Annotated in this window: 17 protein-coding genes; 14 read left to right on the forward strand and 3 right to left on the reverse strand. The window is 62.3% G+C overall.

Going from position 1 to position 18,194, the window contains the following annotated elements; translation table 11 throughout:
* The first annotated feature begins 242 nt into the window (after positions 1–242).
* From IFO71_RS12605 to IFO71_RS12635, 7 genes are all read left to right on the forward strand, one after another.
* Positions 243–500, forward strand: coding sequence for a YfhL family 4Fe-4S dicluster ferredoxin (locus IFO71_RS12605; RefSeq protein ID WP_192029998.1), 258 nt, complete (start codon positions 243–245; stop codon positions 498–500).
* A 64-nt stretch (positions 501–564) separates the two neighbouring features.
* The gene (ggt, locus tag IFO71_RS12610; protein ID WP_192029999.1) at positions 565–2,301 is read left to right on the forward strand and encodes a gamma-glutamyltransferase; all 1,737 of its coding nucleotides are present in this window, start codon (positions 565–567) and stop codon (positions 2,299–2,301) included.
* A gap of 30 nt (positions 2,302–2,331) precedes the next feature.
* Positions 2,332–3,210: an MBL fold metallo-hydrolase gene (locus IFO71_RS12615; protein WP_192030000.1), complete on the forward strand. Its 879-nt coding sequence runs from the start codon at positions 2,332–2,334 to the stop codon at positions 3,208–3,210.
* Positions 3,211–3,239: 29 nt separating this feature from the next.
* Positions 3,240–3,686, forward strand: a complete 447-nt coding sequence (locus IFO71_RS12620; RefSeq protein WP_192030001.1) for a DUF4920 domain-containing protein — start codon at positions 3,240–3,242, stop codon at positions 3,684–3,686.
* Positions 3,676–4,845 carry a TMEM43 family protein gene (locus IFO71_RS12625; protein ID WP_192030002.1) on the forward strand — a complete coding sequence of 390 codons (1,170 nt, stop codon included), beginning with the start codon at positions 3,676–3,678 and terminating at the stop codon, positions 4,843–4,845. Before IFO71_RS12620 ends, IFO71_RS12625 begins: the two co-directional genes overlap by 11 nt.
* Before the next feature lie 9 nt (positions 4,846–4,854).
* Positions 4,855–6,252: an alkaline phosphatase PhoX gene (locus tag IFO71_RS12630; protein WP_192030003.1), complete on the forward strand. Its 1,398-nt coding sequence runs from the start codon at positions 4,855–4,857 to the stop codon at positions 6,250–6,252.
* Positions 6,252–6,647, forward strand: coding sequence for an MAPEG family protein (locus tag IFO71_RS12635; protein ID WP_192030004.1), 396 nt, complete (start codon positions 6,252–6,254; stop codon positions 6,645–6,647). The genes IFO71_RS12630 and IFO71_RS12635 overlap by 1 nt, the downstream gene beginning before the upstream one ends.
* 21 nt (positions 6,648–6,668) lie before the next feature.
* Here IFO71_RS12635 and IFO71_RS12640 read toward each other — a convergent pair whose 3' ends face one another.
* On the reverse strand, positions 6,669–7,208 hold the full coding sequence (locus IFO71_RS12640) for an NUDIX hydrolase (RefSeq protein ID WP_192030005.1): 540 nt from the start codon (positions 7,206–7,208) through the stop codon (positions 6,669–6,671).
* Between the two features lie 146 nt (positions 7,209–7,354).
* On the opposite strand from IFO71_RS12640, the gene IFO71_RS12645 reads away from it, so the two are divergent.
* Positions 7,355–8,740 carry an NHL repeat-containing protein gene (locus IFO71_RS12645; RefSeq protein ID WP_192030006.1) on the forward strand — a complete coding sequence of 462 codons (1,386 nt, stop codon included), beginning with the start codon at positions 7,355–7,357 and terminating at the stop codon, positions 8,738–8,740.
* A 54-nt stretch (positions 8,741–8,794) separates the two neighbouring features.
* On the opposite strand, the gene IFO71_RS12650 is transcribed toward IFO71_RS12645, so the two are convergent.
* Positions 8,795–9,679: a 5'-3' exonuclease gene (locus IFO71_RS12650; protein ID WP_192030007.1), complete on the reverse strand. Its 885-nt coding sequence runs from the start codon at positions 9,677–9,679 to the stop codon at positions 8,795–8,797.
* 15 nt (positions 9,680–9,694) lie between these two features.
* Entirely contained in the window at positions 9,695–10,276 is a 582-nt protein-coding gene (locus IFO71_RS12655) for a nitroreductase family protein (RefSeq protein ID WP_192030008.1), read from the reverse strand.
* A 148-nt stretch (positions 10,277–10,424) separates the two neighbouring features.
* On the opposite strand from IFO71_RS12655, the gene IFO71_RS12660 reads away from it, so the two are divergent.
* The 6 genes from IFO71_RS12660 (at position 10,425) to IFO71_RS12685 (ending at position 18,194) form a co-directional block, all read left to right on the forward strand.
* The gene (locus IFO71_RS12660; RefSeq protein WP_192030009.1) at positions 10,425–12,863 is read left to right on the forward strand and encodes a DUF1631 family protein; all 2,439 of its coding nucleotides are present in this window, start codon (positions 10,425–10,427) and stop codon (positions 12,861–12,863) included.
* 176 nt (positions 12,864–13,039) lie between these two features.
* Positions 13,040–14,173, forward strand: coding sequence for a Re/Si-specific NAD(P)(+) transhydrogenase subunit alpha (locus IFO71_RS12665; RefSeq protein WP_192030010.1), 1,134 nt, complete (start codon positions 13,040–13,042; stop codon positions 14,171–14,173).
* Positions 14,174–14,175: 2 nt separating this feature from the next.
* A complete protein-coding gene (locus IFO71_RS12670) occupies positions 14,176–14,466 on the forward strand; it encodes an NAD(P) transhydrogenase subunit alpha part 2 (protein ID WP_192030011.1) in 291 nt (96 codons plus the stop codon).
* On the forward strand, positions 14,466–15,926 hold the full coding sequence (locus IFO71_RS12675) for an NAD(P)(+) transhydrogenase (Re/Si-specific) subunit beta (protein ID WP_192030012.1): 1,461 nt from the start codon (positions 14,466–14,468) through the stop codon (positions 15,924–15,926). Before IFO71_RS12670 ends, IFO71_RS12675 begins: the two co-directional genes overlap by 1 nt.
* A 72-nt stretch (positions 15,927–15,998) precedes the next feature.
* Positions 15,999–16,415 carry a glyoxalase superfamily protein gene (locus tag IFO71_RS12680; RefSeq protein ID WP_332309372.1) on the forward strand — a complete coding sequence of 139 codons (417 nt, stop codon included), beginning with the start codon at positions 15,999–16,001 and terminating at the stop codon, positions 16,413–16,415.
* Positions 16,416–16,676: 261 nt separating this feature from the next.
* Positions 16,677–18,194, forward strand: coding sequence for a sensor domain-containing diguanylate cyclase (locus IFO71_RS12685; protein ID WP_192030013.1), 1,518 nt, complete (start codon positions 16,677–16,679; stop codon positions 18,192–18,194).

Below are 18,194 nucleotides of genomic sequence, written 5' to 3' on the forward strand. Positions count from 1 at the left end.
GCTGCTACGCAGCAACGGCTACTTCGTAGCCTGCGCCTTCGCTATGCTCGGTCGGCTGCTGTCGCAGCTACGCGGGACTGCGTCCCGATCTCGCCCAAGTGGGCCCACCACTTGGGCTCGTCGACGCAAAGTCCTCGGTGATCATCCGCGCCCCCTCATGCAATATCCGGGCTAGAATCGATCACGACAGGTGTTTGATTCTCGGCAATCTGTTGGACGCACCCTTTGAACTGGTTTTATCGATGGCCCTGCTGATCAACGACCTCTGCATCAACTGCGACGTGTGTGCGCCGGCTTGCCCGAACACCGCGATCAGTCAGGGTGAGGTCATCTACGAAATCGATCCGGCGCGCTGTACCGAGTGTGTCGGGCACTTCGATGAGCCGCAATGTCAGGTGGTGTGTCCGGTCGAATGCATCGAGTTGGATCCGGCGCACAATGAGACCCAGCAGCAACTCGAAGAAAAACTGCGCGGGCTGTTGAACGAATCGCTCGGATAGGCGCGACAAGCGAACGCGCAAGGATGAGGGCTTCTCAATGACCCGCCAGATTGCAGGAGGTTTGATGCTCGCCTCAGTGTTGAGATGGATTAGTGTGTTATGGCTGGTTAGCTCGTCGGCCTGGGCCGAGGGTGATGCCGGTTTGCGTGATGGCCGCGACGTGCTGCCGAAGCAGGTCGCGGTGGCCACGGCCAACGCTCAGGCCACCGATGCCGGCCTGGAGATTCTGGCCCAGGGTGGTAATGCCTTTGACGCCGCGGTGGCGATCAGCGCCACCCTTGGTCTGGTCGAACCGGAAAGCTCCGGTCTGGGCGGCGGCGGCTTCATGCTGCTGCATGTCGCCGCCGATGGTCGCAACGTGTTCATAGATGCGCGCGAGCGCGCGCCGCTGGCGGCCAGCCGCGACATGTATCTCAACGCCAGCGGCGCCGCCGACCGCGACAAGGCCGTCAACGGTGCCTTGGCTGCGGCGATTCCCGGCTTGCCCGCAGGCCTGGTGCAATTGTCGCGCTATGGTCGGCTGCCGCTATCGAAGTCGCTGGCGCCGGCGATTCGTCTGGCTCGCCAGGGCTGGCGCTTTTCGGCCAAGAACGCCTCGATGATGGGCTGGCGCAAGGAACTGCTGGCCCAGGATCCCGGTGCTCGCGAAATGTTCGTCCGCAAGGGCCAGTTGCCCGAGGTCGGGCAGGTCCTGAAGAATCCGGACTATGCAGCGGTATTGGTGAAGCTGGCCGAGCAGGGTCACGATGGCTACTACCGTGGTGAACTGGCCCAGCGTCTGGTCGATGGTGTGCGCAATCTGGGGGGCATCTGGAGTCTGGAGGATCTGGCCCGCTACCACGTAGTGGAACGCGATGTTCTGAGCTTCCGCTACCGTGGCTTCCAGATCATCACCGCGCCGCCGCCTTCCTCGGGCGGTGTGGCCCTGGCGCAAAGCCTGCAGATTCTGGCGGGATTCGATCTGCCCTCACTTGCAACGGTTGATCGAGTACACCTACTGACCGAATCGATGCGGCGTGCCTATCGGGATCGGGCGGTGTACCTCGGCGATCCTGATTTTGTGCAGGTGCCAACCGCCCTGCTGGCCTCGCCGGAGTACGCCGCCGGTCTGCGTGCGGCCATTCATCCGGAAAAGGCTACGCCGAGTGCCTGGCTGCCCGGTGTGACGCCACTCGGTGAGCGCGAGGAAACCACCCACTTCTCGGTCATCGACCGCGAAGGCAACCTGGTGGCGGTGACCCAGACGGTCAATCTGCCTTACGGCAATGCGGTATCCGTGCCCGGCACGGGCTTCCTGTTGAACAATGAAATGGACGATTTCTCGGTCAAGCCGGGCGTGCCGAATGCGTTCGGTCTGGTCGGCGACGACGCCAATGCGATCGCCCCCGGCAAGCGGCCGCTGTCGTCGATGACGCCGACCTTCCTGATCGGTCGCGATCGGGTCGCCGTACTCGGAACCCCGGGCGGCAGCCGTATCATCAGCATGGTGCTGCAAGGTGTGCTCAGTCTGGTCGAAGGCCAGTCGCCCGAACAGGCGGTCAGCCGCCCGCGCGTGCACCACCAGTACTTGCCTGATGAGCTGTACTTCGAGCCCAATGCGTTGGAACCGTCTGTACAGGAGGCATTGCAGGCGCGTGGCCACCTGTTGAAGCAACTCGACAGCAGCTGGGGCAATATGCAGGCAGTCAGCTGGGATCGCCGCACCGGCGAAGTACAGGCAGGCAGTGACCCGCGCTGGAAGAGCGTCGGGAAAGGTGGTGTCGGCGAGGGCCGGCAGGGCGATCAGGCGGTATTTCGCTAGCCGCTCGATCAAACGCTGTAAGGAGGCGATATGAAACTCTGGTCGATCATCGGCAATTCGCAGCGTCTTGATGGTGGCGCCATGTTCGGCAATGTGCCCAAGGCGATGTGGTCGAAGTGGCTGCAGCCGGACGAACAGAACCGCATTCCCTTGGCCTGCCGCGCCTTGCTGGCAGAGCCGATCAATGGCAAGACGGTACTGTTCGAAACCGGCATTGGTGCGTTCTTCGACCCCAAGTTGCGCGAGCGATTTGGCGTGGTGGAAGATCGCCACGTCTTGCTGGAAAACCTGGCGGCGGCAGGTTTTCAGCCGGATGACATCGACGTCGTGGTGCTCAGTCATCTGCATTTCGATCATGCCGGCGGCCTGCTGCAGGCCTGGCAACCCGATGCCGAACCCGAATTGGTGTTCAACAAGGCCAGATTCGTGATCAGCCGCGCGGCCTGGGAACGCGCCTGTGACCCACACCCACGCGATCGCGCCAGTTTCATTCCGGCGCTGATCGATTTGTTAAGGAGCAGTGGGCGGCTGGAACTGGTGGACGGCGAGCATTGCGACAGCCTCGGCGATGCGGTCCGCTTTCACTACAGCGAGGGCCACACGCCGGGCTTGTTGCTGTCTGAGATTGTCGGGCCGGGTAATCATGGCGGGCTGCTGTTCTGCGCTGACCTGATCCCGGGAAGGGCCTGGGTGCATTTGCCGGTCACCATGGGCTACGACCGCTATCCGGAAAAGCTCATCGATGAGAAGCGCGCCCTGCTGATCGACCTGATGCAGCGCGAGGTGCGGCTGTTCTTCACCCACGACGCCGAGTGCGCCTTGGCGCGGGTGGTGAGCGCCGACGGCAGCCGCTTCAGCACTGACCACGAAGTCACCGAGTTGCACGCCCGTGCCTTGGGTGAGCATTGAATGTCGATGAACATTGGAATTGGGGGAACATGATGATAAGCAGAGCAAAGATCGGTTGGGCCACGTTGGGATTGCTGTTTGCCGTGACAGCGCAGGCTGCGGTGTACGGTGAAGCCTTGCCCGCGGGCGAGGCGCGCGAGCTGAGCGCTGCCCTGGCCGAGGCCAAGTTCGATCAGCCGCAGTTATTGAGCGGGCGCATCACCGAGGTCTGTCAGAAACAGGGCTGCTGGGCAGTGCTGGAGCATGAGGGAGCAAGCGCGCGCCTGATGATGCACGAGCACAGTTTCTTTCTGCCCAAGGATTATCGCGGCAAGGCGCGGGTCTACGGCACGCTGCGCCGCATCGATCTGTCGAAAGCAGAAGCCAAGCACATGGCCGAAGAGAGCAGCAAGCCGACTGCGCTGGCCGATGCCGAGTATCGCGTCGACGCCCTCGGTGTTGAGCTGCTGGAGGCAAGCGCCAGTCATGGCGATTGAAACAATCAGCCGCCAGGGCTGGTTCAGTCGTCTCAAGGGTGCCTTCTTCGGCATCCTGTTTGGCTTGATCTTCGTCGCCGGTGCAGCCGCGCTGCAGTTCTGGAACGAGGGTCGCACGCTGCGCCAGGCCCGTCTGCTCGAAGCCGGTCGCCAGGATGTGGTGGAACTATCGGCTATGGGTGCGGAGAGTCGGCGTGCCGGTGGCTTGGCCTATGTGCACGGTGAGCTGCGCGCCGACGGTCAGCGTCTTGATCCAGAGTTCAATCAGGTGGCTGAAGGGCTTGGATTGCGCCGACGGGTCGAGATGTTTCAGTGGAAAGAGCGCAAGGAGACCAAGGAAGAGACCTCGGTCGGTGGCTCCAAGACCACTCGAACGCGTTATTACTATGAGCAGGTCTGGGATGATGAGCTGATCGACAGCGATCGGTTCCAGGAGGCGGCCGGCCATCAGAACCCCGAACGGATGCCGTTTGAGAGCCAGACCTGGAAGGTCGAGAAGGCCAGCCTGGCCGACCTGCAGGTGGAACCTGAAGTGTTGTCCGAAGTCGGCGGCTGGAGGCCGATGGCACCGCAGGCCGATCGCTTGCCCGGCAATCTGGCCGCCAGTCTTGGCGTGGAAGCTGATCGGCTCACCACCGTCAACGGCGAACCGCAGATCGGTGACGTCCGAATCCACTTCGAGCGACTGCCGGACGGACCGGTCAGCGTGGTCGGGCGCGTACAGGGCGATCGACTTGGTGTGGAGCGTCGAGAGCTGGGCGAGTTGCTGCTGCTGGAGCGCGGTGAGCACAGCGCCGAGCAGCTGTTCAGTGCCGCCGAGAGCCGCAACTCCGGGCTTGGCTGGGCCATTCGCGTCGGTGGTTTTGTATTGATGTGGATCGGCTTTGGCATGGTATTCGGGCCATTGGCCGTGTTCGCCGATATCCTGCCCTTCCTTGGGCGATTGACGCGAATGGTCACCGGGCTGATCTCCGGCGTGCTGGCCGGCTTGATCAGTTTTGTGGCGATCGCCTCGGGCTGGCTGTATCACCGGCCGTGGCTGCTCGGACTGATCGTCATCGCAATTGCCGGCCTGATTGCCTGGATTGGCCTGAGAGCGCGCAAGCCAACTCCGCTGGCGCCGCCGTCATCGATGCCGCCGCCACCGCCTTTGTCCTGAGGATTCTTCGTGAGCCCAATTGATTCGTTGTCGAGTCCGGCGCGCCGTCGACTATTGCTCGGCGCAGGCGCGCTCGGCGCTGCCGGTTTGATGCCCTTGGGCAGCATGTTGGCGCAGGCCGGCGAAAGTCGTTCGCAGTCACTTGGCAAAGGCTTTGGTGCACTCCGGCCGGTGCGTGATCTGAACACCGGGTTGCCCTTGCTGGAGTTGCCCGAAGGCTTCAGTTACACCAGCTTTGGTTGGGCGGGCGAATCGCTGGAAGGCGGCATCGCTTGTCCCAACAGCCACGACGGTATGGGTGTCGTCGCTGCCGATGGTGACCTGATCACCCTGGTGCGCAACCATGAGGTGGTGAAGGCGGCCGGTGCCTACGGGCCGAGCGAGAGCTGGTATGACCCGGTCTGCCAGGGCGGCACCGTTAACCTGCAGTTTGATCTGGCCACGCAGGAATTGCGTCGCACATGGCCAAGTCTGTCGGGCACCATGCAGAACTGCGCCGGCGGCGTCACGCCCTGGGGCAGCTGGCTGAGCTGCGAGGAATACGTGGCCGATGCCGGCATGTTGGATTCACGCGGAGGCCCGCCGCTGCAGAAGGATCATGGTTTCGTCTTCGAGGTGCCGGCCAGTGGTGTGTCGAACGCCATCGCGCTGCGCGCGATGGGGCAGTTTCGCCATGAGGCCGCCGTTGTGCATACGGCGACCGGCGATGTCTATCTCACCGAAGACGGTGAGCCATCGTCGGGCTTCTACCGCTTTGTTCCGACGCAGCCCGGCAAGCTGGCCGCTGGCGGCCAGTTGTTCATGCTGAAGGCCAAGGGGCGTGTTGAGTTGCGCTCGGGTTTGAAGGTAGGGCAGAAGTTCGCCGTCGAGTGGGTGCCGATCGATAACCCCGATCGCGGCTACGACCACCAACGGCGCAATATCTTTGGCGTGCAGCGACAGGGCTTTGCGCAAGGCGCTTCGCGCTTTACCCGACTGGAAGGCTGCTTTGTCGACGACGACGCCATCTACTTCACTGCCACCAATGGCGGTGATGCAGCCTGCGGCCAGGTGTTTGTCTACCGTGCCAATAGTGCCGAGCTGGAACTGCTGTACGAGTCACCTGATGCCGCGGTGCTCGATTATCCCGACAACATCTGCATCAGCCCGCGCGGTGGCATGGTGATCTGCCAGGATTCCAAGCAGGATCGACAGCATCTGTACGGATTGAGCAGTAACGGCCGGCTGTTCGCGTTCGCCAGGCAGAATGTCCTGCTCGACGGCGCCAAGGGCTTTCGCGGCGATTATCGCGGAGCCGAGTGGGCTGGCTCCTGTTTTTCACCCGACGGCCGCTACCTGTTTGCCAATATCTATAGCCCGGGGTTCACGGTCGCCATCACCGGCCCGTGGAAGAAAGGATTGATCTGATGCACACGCCCCCCATTTCCGCCTTGTACATCGCCTTGGGGGCCTTGCTGCTGCTCGGCTTGACCTTCCGTGTGATCGCTGCGCGACGTGCCAGCAAGATCGGGCTGGGTGACGGTGGCGACAAGCGATTGCTAGGCGCCATGCGAGTGCATGGCAATGCCGTCGAGACCTTGCCGATACAGCTGCTGCTGCTGGTGATGCTGGAATGGAGTGGTGTTGCGCCGATCTGGATCCACCTGTTGGGCACCGCCGTGCTGCTGAGTCGCGGGTTGCATGCCTGGGGCCTGAGCCGCCATCCAGGCGTTTCGTTCGGGCGCTTCTGGGGTACCTTGATCAGTCTCGGTCTGATGCTGGTGATGCCCTGCTGGTTGATCTATCTGCTGCTTATCGGCTGAATTTCACGTCTGATCAATAGGCTAAGAAGACCCGGCGCGGCTGCCATCCGGATTGAACTCGACGAAGTACAGGCCGGCGTACAGTTTGGGGTCGATGGAGTATCCCTCTGCCATCTTCTGGCTCAGCCACAGCGCGGCTTGGGTGCGCGGGATCTCGTGGACGATGATTGCTTCGGTTTCATCGCCGCCGCCGGCGCTGACCTTGCGCAGTCCGTGAGCGCGGACAAAGGCGATCATCTCGTTGCTCATGCCGGAGGATGAGGGGCCGGCCATCAAGTACTCGACACGCTCAGCGGTCCAGCCGGTTTCTTCTTCCAGCTCACGCAAGGCGGCCTCATCCAGGCTTTCACCTGGCGACAGATCACCGACCAGCCCGGCGGGCATTTCAATCGACTTGGCTCGCACCGGAAAACGGTATTGCTCGACGAACAGGATGCGATCTTCGGGCGTCACCGCCACGATGATCACCGCCGAGTCGGCATTGGTGCGTTCGGCGTACTCCCAACGACCTACCGCCTTCAGGCGCAGGTACTGGGCTTCATGCAGGGTCACTTCATCCATGTGATGCCTTCCGGCTTGAGCAGGGGGTCATCCTATCCTGTCCGTAGTATCCATCGGGTGGGCAACGGTCGCCTTGGATCGAACCGGGAACCTTTTGCATCGGCCTGGGTCGGAGACGGCCGATCCTCGATTTTCGCCGAGCTTCCATGAGATTACTGATTCTGATTGCTGCTTTCCTTGTTGCGCCGGCCTTGACCCAGGCGCAAACCACGGTGCTCGGCGCTGACGCCAGTAGCGTCGAGGGCCCGGCGGTCAAGCCGATTGATCAAGAGCTGGCCAAGATCAATGAGCCCGAACCACTGTTGGCTGAAGTGGCGCGAGCGCATGCCGCGGGCGACATCGACACGCTCGGGCGCGTCTATCGCCGACTAAGCCAATTGCGCCCGCACATCGGGCAATACAAGTACGAAATGGCCGCCGCCTTTGCTGCCCAGGATTTCAAGACGTTGACCTACAACGCGCTGCTCGAGCTGCAGGCACAGGGCTACGGCTTTGATCTGGCCAAGGATCCGCGCTTCCAGCCGGTGACTACCACTGAAGTCTGGGAATACATCGTGCAGGCCTTCGAAGCCAACCGGAAGCCGTTCGGTGAGGCCAAGCTGATGGCGACCCTGCCGAAGGATGACTTGCTGATCGAGAGCGTGGCCTGGGATCCGACCCGCAAGGCAGCTCTGGTCGGCAGCGCACGTGAGGGCACGGTTTACGTCGTTGGCGCCGAGGGGGAACTCACTCCGCTGGTGAAAGCCGATGACAAGAACGGCATGTGGGCGGTGTTCGATCTGGCGGTCGACGCCAAACGTGGTGTGTTGTGGGTAGCCTCGACGGCGGTGCCACACTACAAGCGCTACAACGCCGAAAAGGACCTCGGCCGCGCGGGCGTGTTCAAGTTCGATCTGAAGACCGGCAAGTTTCTGAAGAGCTACCTGTCGCCGGTGGTGATCGGTCAGAGCTTCGTCATCTCTACCCTGGGGCTGGCGCCGGATGGCACGGTGTTCGCTGCCGATGGCGTCAACGACGCGGTGTATCAGGTGCGCGACGACCGTTTCCAGCGGCTGTTCCATGTGCCGGTGCTGGGCAGTATTCGTGGCCTGGCGGTGAGTGGCGACGGCAAGATCCTGTATTTCGCCGATCATGAGCGCGGCCTGTTTGGCTACGATCTTGCAACGGGCAAGCCGTTTGAAGTGATCGGCTCGTCGAAGCTGGCCCTCGGCGGCATCGAAGGGCTGCAATGGTGGCGCAATCAGTTGGTCATCGTGCAAAGCGCCATGAAGCCGGCACGCGTGATGCGCCTCAAGCTCACCCCGGATGGCAAGGCAGTGGCCGGCGTGCAGCCGCTGAGTGCCAATCAGCCGGAAGTCAGCTTGCCGACCTTGGCGACCCTGGATGGCGACCGTCTGCTCTTCGTGGGCAATTCGCAGAAGCTCAGCTACGACCGTTTTGGCCTGCCGAGGAACAAGGATCGGCTCGAAGGCACGCGCCTGATCGAACTCGATCTGAATTTCGGCGCGACGCCGGACGCGATGCCCGAGTAAGCACGGCCCGAGTAAGCAAGGCCGCTCGCGGCGGCGTCAGCCGCCGCTGGGCGATCAGGGCAGTTCGGCAATCCGTCGTCGGGTCATCGGGCCGATGCGCAATTGCTCGAGCAAGGGTTGCAGCGACACTTGGTCCGGTGCCTGCCGGCGGTAGGCATCGGCCTCGCTGGCGACCGGCGCGTCCAAGGCGATGGTCGCCACGCGCTTGAACAGGCGGGCCATGTCGGCCTGTTCACGCAGCCGAGCGGCGTGCGCCTTGGCGCCGCGTAAACGCAGAAACGGGATTTCTTCAACGCGCTGCAGCAGTGATTCCAGGCTGTCAAAGTGATCGAGCAGGGCACTGGCGGTCTTGGCGCCGATGCCCTGCACGCCAGGAATATTGTCGACGGCGTCGCCGGCCAGGGCCAGGAAGTCGGCGATGCGTTCGGCACGCGCGCCGTAGCGGCCATGGACATCGGCGTGACCCCAGCGCTGATTGCGGGCGAAATCCCATTGCTCGTCACCTGGACAGAGCAGTTGCGACAGATCCTTGTCGGCCGACACGATCAGTCCGCGAAACCCCTGGCCACGCAGCTGGCCGAGCACACTGCCGATCAGGTCGTCGGCTTCATAGTGGTCGCTGGACAAGGTGTGCAGGCCGAGTGCGCGACTGAATGCCTGGCAATAGCGGAACTGGCGCTTCAGTGATTCCGGTGCCGGATCGCGGTTGGCCTTGTAGGGTGGGTACCACTGGTTGCGAAACGAGCTCTCCAGTGCCTCGTCGAAGGCCACGGCCACATGGCTGGCACGATGGCGTTCCAGCAACTCGAGCAGGAAGCGGGCGAAGCCATGCACCGCATTGACCGGCCAATCTTCGTGATCCACCCACTCATCCGGCATCGAGTGCCAGGCGCGAAATACGTAGACGCTGGCGTCGACCAGCACGATTTCCTGTTGCATTCAGAATTCCGCGTCTCAGCTGTGACGATAGAAGGAAAGCTTGTCCGCCAGGGCAGGGCGCACGCGCTCCGGCGGCACCTCGTCGGCACGGCCGAGATGGATGAAGCCCAGAATACGCTCGCCATCTGACAAGCCCAACTGCTTTGCCACCGGTGTGTCGTATGCCGCCCATCCGGTCAACCACTGCGCTGAGTAGCCCAGGGCCGCCGCGGCCTGCAAGACTGTGTAGCATACACAGCCCCCAGATAGCAGTTGCTCCTGCTCGGGGATTCGTTCGGTTGAGAGAATCGTGCTGACGATCACGAGCACCAGTGGCGAGTGGCGAAAGCGCTGTGGGTCTTTTTGCAGAACGCTTTCGTTGGCCTCTGGTTCGCGCTGGCGGTGTCGTTGATACAGCCAGTCGGCAAAGGCGCCCTTGTGTTCGTCTTGCAAGGCAAGCACACGCCACGGGGTCAGTTTGCCGTGGTCGGGTACCCGCATGGCCAACGCAACGATCTGCTCAAGCTCGGCTTGATTCGGAGCGGGGGACTGCAGCTGAGCGCAGGGTACCGACCGTCGGGTTTGCAGGAGTTCGAGGGCGGTCAAGGCTTTACTCATTTGAAGATTCCGTTGAAAGTTGATGGATTCGTGATCGACAACACGTTTTGTTCCCAAGGAAGCGAGAGTGTCATCACGCAATCAGGTCACTTTTGGTCACTATACTGACTACGTGTCGAAAGGCGCGATTGATACCCAAAGAGCATTCATGGAACCCAAACCGTCCAGCAATGTGATTGACCTCAGCAGTCGCGGCGTCCCCGCGCAGCCGGCTGCTCTGGCCGAGTTGCGTCTGCTTTCGACCCGCCGGCTGCCGGCGTTGGTAGCCGAAGTGCTCGATCGTGCTGACGATGCCCTGTTCGATTTCGTACAACGTACCAAGAGCAGCACAGAACAGCAGGATTACTTCGATGCGATGCGCGAGTTGCGCCGGCAGCGTGCCCAGGTTGAGCAGCGCTACCGTGATCGACTGGCCGAGGTGTTCTCGGCGCTGGAGAAGCGCCAGCCGCGCAGCGCCTCACTTGCCCAGGCACCGGCGACCAGCCTCGACGGGCTCAGTCTGGTCGGCACCGATGAACTGGAGGAGCAGCTGGCCTGCGATCAACTGATCGCGCAGGCCGACCGCCGGCACAGCGAAGGCCTGCGCCAGTTGGAGCGCCGTCTGGCTGTGGCGGCCGGTCTGCAGGAGATCAGCGCCGACCAGAATCCGATCGGTGCGCATCATATCTGCCAGGCTTTCCGCTCGGCGCTGGCCGGGGTGGAGGCATCGATCAAGGCGCGTCTGGTTCTATACAAGCTGTTTGAGCGTGAATTGCTCGACGCGCTTGGCGGACTGGTGCATGACGCCAATCACCGGCTGCATCAGCTCGGCATCATGCCGGCGATGGCGCCGGCCAAGGCGCCGCCGCGCCGGGTTCAGGAGAGTGAACCACGTGGAGGCAGCGAGGAGCGCGACGGTATTCGTCGTGAAGTGGTGCGCGACCGCAGCGATGGCAGCGAGTCGGGCTATGCACCGCGGGGTGATGCCCGCCGCGATCGTTCCTACGGCTCGGTGTCAGGCAGCGGCGCCCAGCATCCGGCCGAGTCGGTCGATCAGATCTTCAGTTCGGTGCGCGAGCTCTGCGAGGCCGTGCTGTCGGCGCAGCGCTCGACTGCCGCGGCGTCCGAGGAAGCTGGCGGTCCGGCGCGCGTCTATCTGCCTGAGAGCCATGCCCTGTCGGCACTGCAATCCTTGCAGAAGGAGCTGCCCCAGGCATTGCTCAATTCGATCGACGACCCGCAGCTCTCCCTTAGCACCTTGCTCAAGCGGGAGCTGCTGAGTCAGGCCGAGCGGCTCAATCTGGGTGACCCGGGGGCCGAGTTGGCAGCGCAGGACGAGCAGGCTCTGTTCCTGGTCGGCATGCTGTTTGACGTGCTGCTCAGCCAGCGCAGCTATGAGCGTCCGGTGCGGCGCCAGTTTGCCCGCCTGACCGTGCCGTACGCTCGCGCCGCCCTGCTCGATCAGCACCTTTTTGCACTGAAGACCCACCCGGCTCGTCAGCTGTTGAACTCGCTGGCCGAGGCTTGCGACGGTAACCGTGGCGAATCGGCCGCCGAGCGCGATCTGCTTGATCGGGTGGGCACGGTGGTCGACCGACTGATCTCCGAGTTCAACGAAGACATCGCGATTTTCTCCGAGCTGGAAAGCGATTTCCGCTCCTTCCTTGATCAGCATCGCAAGCGCGCCGAGCTGGCCGAGCGACGCGCTGCCGAAGCGCAGCGCGGCAAGGAGCGACTCGACGAAGCTCGCGCCATGGCCGCCATGGAGTTGGCCTCCCTGATGGGGGCGCGCGAAGCGCCACCGGTGGTGGATCAGTTCCTGTCGCGTTACTGGACCCACCATCTGGCCGTTATCTTTCTCCGCGAGGGTGGTGAATCTGCCCGTTATGCGGATGCCAAGCGCTCAGGCGAGGCAGTGTTCCAGGCTTTCCTCGCCTGCGAGACCGGCGCCGATCTGCCGCCGGGGCTGGCTGAAGTGGCGACGCCGATTCTGGCCAGCTCGGGCATTACCGGCCCGGCTGCCAAGGAAGTGGTGGATGCGGTCGAATGGGTGTTGCATGCCCTGCGACTGGGCCGGGTCGAGGCAGCTCGCAAGCATCCGCTACCTTCGGCTTTGCGTGATGCCCTGGAGGCGGAAGAAAAAGCCGCCGCCAGCGAGCAGAGCGAGGCCACGGCCGAGACCGCCGCGACACCTGTCACCGACACGACCGAGGTGGCGGCGGCCAAGGTGGACGCCGCCATCGCTGCCAGCAGCGAAACGGCGCAGCCGGAACTGCATGTGGTGGCCGAAGGGCCGGCAGAAGACGAGTACGATGCCGCCGACATCGAGCAGATCGAATCTTTGCAGGTGGGCGCCTGGGTTGAGTTCATCGGCGACGACGGCAACTCGATCCCGACCAAGCTGAGCTGGGTAAGCCCGATTTCCTCTCGTCTGCTGTTCGTAACCCGCCGCGGCATGCGTCACTGCGCGGCTTCGCCGCAGGAGCTGGCGGTGATGATCAAGCAGGGCAAGCTACATCTGCGCGTCGGCGACAGCGCCTTCGAGCAGGCCATGAATCAGGTCCTTGGCCGTTTGCGCGAGGCGGTACCGGCACAGCGCGTCGGCTAATCAGGCAGTCAGCCTCCGGATCCAGAGCCGGCCCTCCCGGTCGGCCGCGATTGGCCGACAACTCTGCCCAGCGCTCGATCGGCGATCTCTTCATTCCCGGTCGCCCTGCCGGCGACCCCCAAAGTTGCAGCGCTTTGCGCTAGCATCCTGGCGGGGAGTCCATTGCCGGGGGTGTTATGCCGATTACTGTTGCGGCGGTGCGCGAGAACGCGCCAAATGAGCGCCGGGTGGCGCTCACGCCGGAAATCACCAAGAAACTGAAGGGCTTGGGCGCCGAACTGCTGGTTGAGCAGGGCATCGGTGCGCGTGCGCACATTCACGATGAGGCCTACCAGGCCGCGGGCGCCGCGGTGGCCGAGCATGCCGATCAAGTGATGATCAAGGCCGATGTACTGCTGAAGGTGCAACCGCCAACCCTGGATCAGATCAAGGAGCTGCGCGAGGGCAGCGTGATCATCGGTTATCTGGCGCCGCACACCGACGATGAGCGGATCAAAGCCTTGCGCGATCGCAAGATCAGCGCGTTTTCGATGGAACTGCTGCCGCGCACCACGCGTGCCCAGGCGATGGACGTGTTGAGTTCGCAGGCCGGTATGGCCGGCTACAAGGCGGTCTTGATCGGCGCCCAGGTCTCGGGCAAGTTCTTTCCCATGCTGACCACTGCCGCTGGCACCATCCGGCCGTCGAAGGTGCTGGTGGTGGGGGCCGGTGTCGCAGGTCTGCAGGCGATCGCTACCGCACGTCGCTTGGGTGCCCAGGTCGAAGGCTTCGATGTGCGCCCGGAAGTGAAGGAACAGATCGAGTCCCTCGGTGCCAAGTTTCTCGACCTCGGCGTGTCTGCAGCTGGAACCGGTGGTTACGCACGTGAGTTGACCCAGGAGGAGCGCGCCGAGCAACAGCGCCGGCTGGGCGAGCACTTGAAGAACATCGATGTGATCGTCACCACTGCGGCCGTGCCAGGCCGGGCCGCGCCGAAGATCATCACCGCTAGCATGGTCGAAGGCATGAAGGCCGGCAGCGTCATTGTTGATCTGGCCGCCGAAACCGGTGGTAACTGCGAGTTGACCAAGCCGGGTGAAACGGTGGAGTCGCACGGTGTCACCATTGTCGGGCCGCTCAACCTGCCCAGCATGGGGGCGATCCATGCCTCTGACATGTATGCCAAGAACCTGTTCAACTTCCTCTCGTTGATGCTGATCGAGGGCGAGCTGAAGCTGGATTTCGAAGACGATTTGATTGCCGGCAGCTGTCTCACTCATGGCGGTGAGATCAAGCATGCCGCCACCAAGAACCGCGTGGAAGGGGCCTGAGCATGGACGGATTCGTCGCGCTTTATATTTTCATGCTGGCCGCGATTACCGGCCACGTCATCATCTCGCGGGTGCCGGTCATCCTGCATACGCCGCTGATGTCGGGTTCCAATTTCGTCCACGGCATCGTCGTGGTCGGCGCAATGATTGCGCTGGCTCACGCTGACACCACATTGGAAAGGGCAGTGGGTTTCATCGCTGTCCTGCTCGGGGCTGGCAACGCAGTCGGTGGTTATGTGGTGACCGAGCGGATGCTGGAAATGTTCAAGTCGAGCAAGAAGGGAGATAAGTAATGAGTCTGCCTGTGATTCTCGACTTTCTGGCCAAGGCAAGCTATTTCGCCGCCGCGGTGCTGTTCATCGTCGGCTTGATGAAAATGGGCTCGCCGGTTACCGCGCGCAAAGGCATTCGCTGGGCCGGCGTCGGTATGGTGATTGCCACCGCGGTGACCTTCATCGCACCGTCCACCTGGGGCGATCACGGCATCGATCAGACCAATCTGCTGCTGATGATCATCGCCATCGTCTTGTCGTACTTGTTCTGGATCTGGGGCAAGAAGGTGCCGATCACCGACATGCCGCAGATGGTGGCGATCTTCAATGGCATGGGTGGCGGCTCGGCGGCAGCGATTGGTGCAGCAGCCATGCTGCAATCGGCTACGTTCACCGGCACCTGCGACCCGGCGGCGCTGCAAGCGCATCTGTGCCTCGACACTACCTATGCCGTGCTGGCCGTATCGGGAGCATTGATTGGTGCGGTGTCGTTCTCCGGCTCGGTAATTGCCTGGGCCAAGCTCGACGGCAGGTTGGACAAGCGTTTCACCTTCGCCGGCCAGCAGGTGGTCAATCTGCTGATCTTTCTAGGTCTGGCCGGTCTCGGTGCCTACCTGATCTACAGCCTGGAAGTGCCGATTATCATCGCCTTCTTCGTGGTTGCCTTGCTGTTCGGTGTGCTGATGACCTTGCCGATCGGCGGGGCCGATATGCCGGTGGTGATCTCGCTATACAACGCGTTCACCGGCTTGGCCGTGGCCTTCGAGGGCTATGTGCTGCAGAACGAGTCGCTGATCATTGCCGGTACCGTGGTAGGTGCCGCCGGCATGCTGCTGACCCAGCTGATGGCCAAGGCGATGAATCGCCCGATCACCAATGTGTTGTTCAGTAACTTTGGTGGCGGCGGCGCCAGCGCAGAAGAGATCAAGGGTTCGATGAAGCCGGTCGAAGCACCGGATGCGGCATCGTTCCTGTACCTGGCCGAGCGGGTGATCGTGGTGCCTGGCTACGGCATGGCCGTAGCCCAGGCGCAGCACAAGATGTGGGAGCTGTGCAAACAGCTGATCGCCCGCGACAAGGAGGTCAAGTTCGCCATCCATCCGGTGGCCGGACGCATGCCCGGTCATATGAATGTGCTGCTGGCCGAAGCCGGCGTGCCCTACGATCTGATCGCCGACATGGACGACATCAATCCCGAGTTCAAGACCTGCGATGTGGCAATCGTCATCGGTGCCAACGACGTGGTGAATCCGGTCGCCAAGACGGACAAGTCGAGCCCGATCTATGGCATGCCGATTCTCGATGTGATCGATGCCAAGCAGGTGATCGTGATCAAGCGCGGCAAGGGTACTGGTTTTGCCGGCATCGAGAACGCGCTGTTCTATGCCGAGAACTGCCGCATGCTGTATGCCGACGGCCAGGAAGCGGCGAACAAGCTGATCACCGAGTTGAAAGCGCTGGATGGTGGCGGCGGGCATTAGCCGGGCGTGTATGGAGTAGGCTCTGCGCGGTGGGCCATAGGCCCACTGTACAAGGGCGAAGGTAGGGTGGGCGTGCCGCCCACCGACCTGACTTTCATCCTGATTCAAGCCGAGCCAAGTGTGAAGTTCTCAACACCGATTCCCATTCTGCGCAGCTTCGATGAAGCAGCTACACGCGCCTTCTATATCGATTTCCTCGGTTTTGAAGTCGACTGGGAGCATCGCTTCGCTGACGACTTGCCGCTGTACATGCAGGTCCACCGTGGCGATCTGCTGCTGCATCTCTCCGAGCATCATGGTGACGTGACTCCAGGTAGCGCCCTGCGCATTGAAGTCGATGACCTCGATGCCCTGCACGCTGAATTGCAGGCCAAGCAATACAAGTTCGCCCGCCCAGGCATCGAGACCATGCCCTGGGGCATGCGTGAACTCAGTGTCAAAGATCCCTCCGGCAATCGGCTGGTGTTTTACGCAGCGATGGAAGCGTAGGGCGGGTCTTGACCCGCCGCTTCTGCTTCGTTTGCGTGAGCTGATCCTGGCGTGTCGTGTGTTTCTTTGAGTCAAGGCCGAGCCCAGCCCCGCCGCTTCTGCGCCGACCGGGTGGGCTGACCATGGCGTTTTGTGTGTTTTCCTGGCGGGTCAAGACCCGCCCCCCGCCGGGCATACCCAACGGATAAGGCTCGCTTGGCTGGCCATTGATTCCCGCCGCGGCTGTGCCACCATGGTGGCGTGCGGGCGACAGGGGGCCTTATGAGTACCCGACTGACCAAGCTAACTGGCAGACGCTTTCTGCTGCTACTTCTGGGGCTACTCGTTCTCGGCTTTTCCCTGACCTCAATTGCCAGCTATCTGGCGGCGCAGTCGGCCATTCACACCAGCATTGTCCGAACCGAGCTGCCCCTGGTGGCCGACAACGTGTATTCGGAAGTGCGTCGCGACCTGATGGCTCCGATCCTGATTTCCTCGCTGATGGCGACCGATACCTTCCTGCGCGACTGGGTGCAGCAGGGCGAGCAGGATGTCGATGCGATCCAGCGTTATCTCGCGGCCATCCAACAGCGCTACGGTACGGTCACCAGCTTCTTCATCTCCGATCCGACTCGGAACTACTATCACCCCAACGGCATTATCACTCGCATCGAACAGAGCGACCCTCAGGCCGCGTGGTACTTTCGTGTTAAGTCGCTGGCCGAGCCGTACGAGATCAATGTCGATCACGATACGGTGAATCGAGATCGCCTGACGATCTTCGTCAACTACCGTGCAGTTGATGAGAGCGGAAAGTTCATCGGCGTGGCCGGGGTCGGGTTGTCAGTCGATGCGGCAGTCAAATTGTTGGATCAGTACCAGCAGCGCTACCAGCGTCAAGTGTGGTTTACCGACAGCAGTGGTCGAATCATGCTGACCAGCGCCGGTGGCGGGCCGTTCGGCGCGCGGTCGGGACAACGGATGCAGGACATCCCCAGCTTTGCCCCGCTGTTTGCGCAGATGCCTAAGGTGACGCCCGGCGGATACACCTACCAGATTGAGGGGGCGGAGAACTTTCTCAAGGTCAGCTTCATCAGTGAGCTTGAGTGGTACTTGATGGTGAACCGGAACGATCAGGGGGCACTCTCCGGAGTGCGTCGATCGCTGTACACCAATCTGGCGGTGTTCATTCTGGTCACCATCGCGGTGCTGGTGCTGGCGCAGTGGGTGGTGGGGCGTTTTCAAGAGCATATTTCCGCCTTGGCCAACACCGACCTGCTGACCGGTCTGCCCAACAGGCGCTCGTTTACGCTGCTGGCCAATCAGGCCTTGCTCGAAGCTGGTCGAGATCAGGTAGCGCTATCGATCCTGATGCTGGACATCGATCACTTCAAGCAGATCAATGACCGTTATGGCCATGGCGTGGGCGACTCGGTGATTGCCGGAGTGGCCTCGGCCTTGCGTGAGAACCTGCGGGCCTCGGACATATTCTGTCGCTGGGGCGGCGAGGAGTTCATCGTGCTGCTGCGCGACACGTCTCTGAGCCTTGCGCTGCAGCTCGCTGAAAAGGTGCGATTGGCGATCGGCGCATTGGACATCGAGCTGGGCGCGCATTCGCTACATGCAACAATCAGCGCGGGGGTCACTGAACTGCTCCACGATGAGCCACTTGAAGCGCTGATTGCGCGGGCTGATGCAGCCCTGTATCAGGCCAAGGCGGCGGGGCGCAACTGTGTTGCCCCGGCGCTCATTACACAGCCCTCAGCAGGCGAGGCACACAGCGCATCAGTTGACGGCTGA

This window comes from Pseudomarimonas arenosa (assembly GCF_014841215.1).
Taxonomy (GTDB): Bacteria; Pseudomonadota; Gammaproteobacteria; order Xanthomonadales; family Xanthomonadaceae; genus Pseudomarimonas; species Pseudomarimonas arenosa.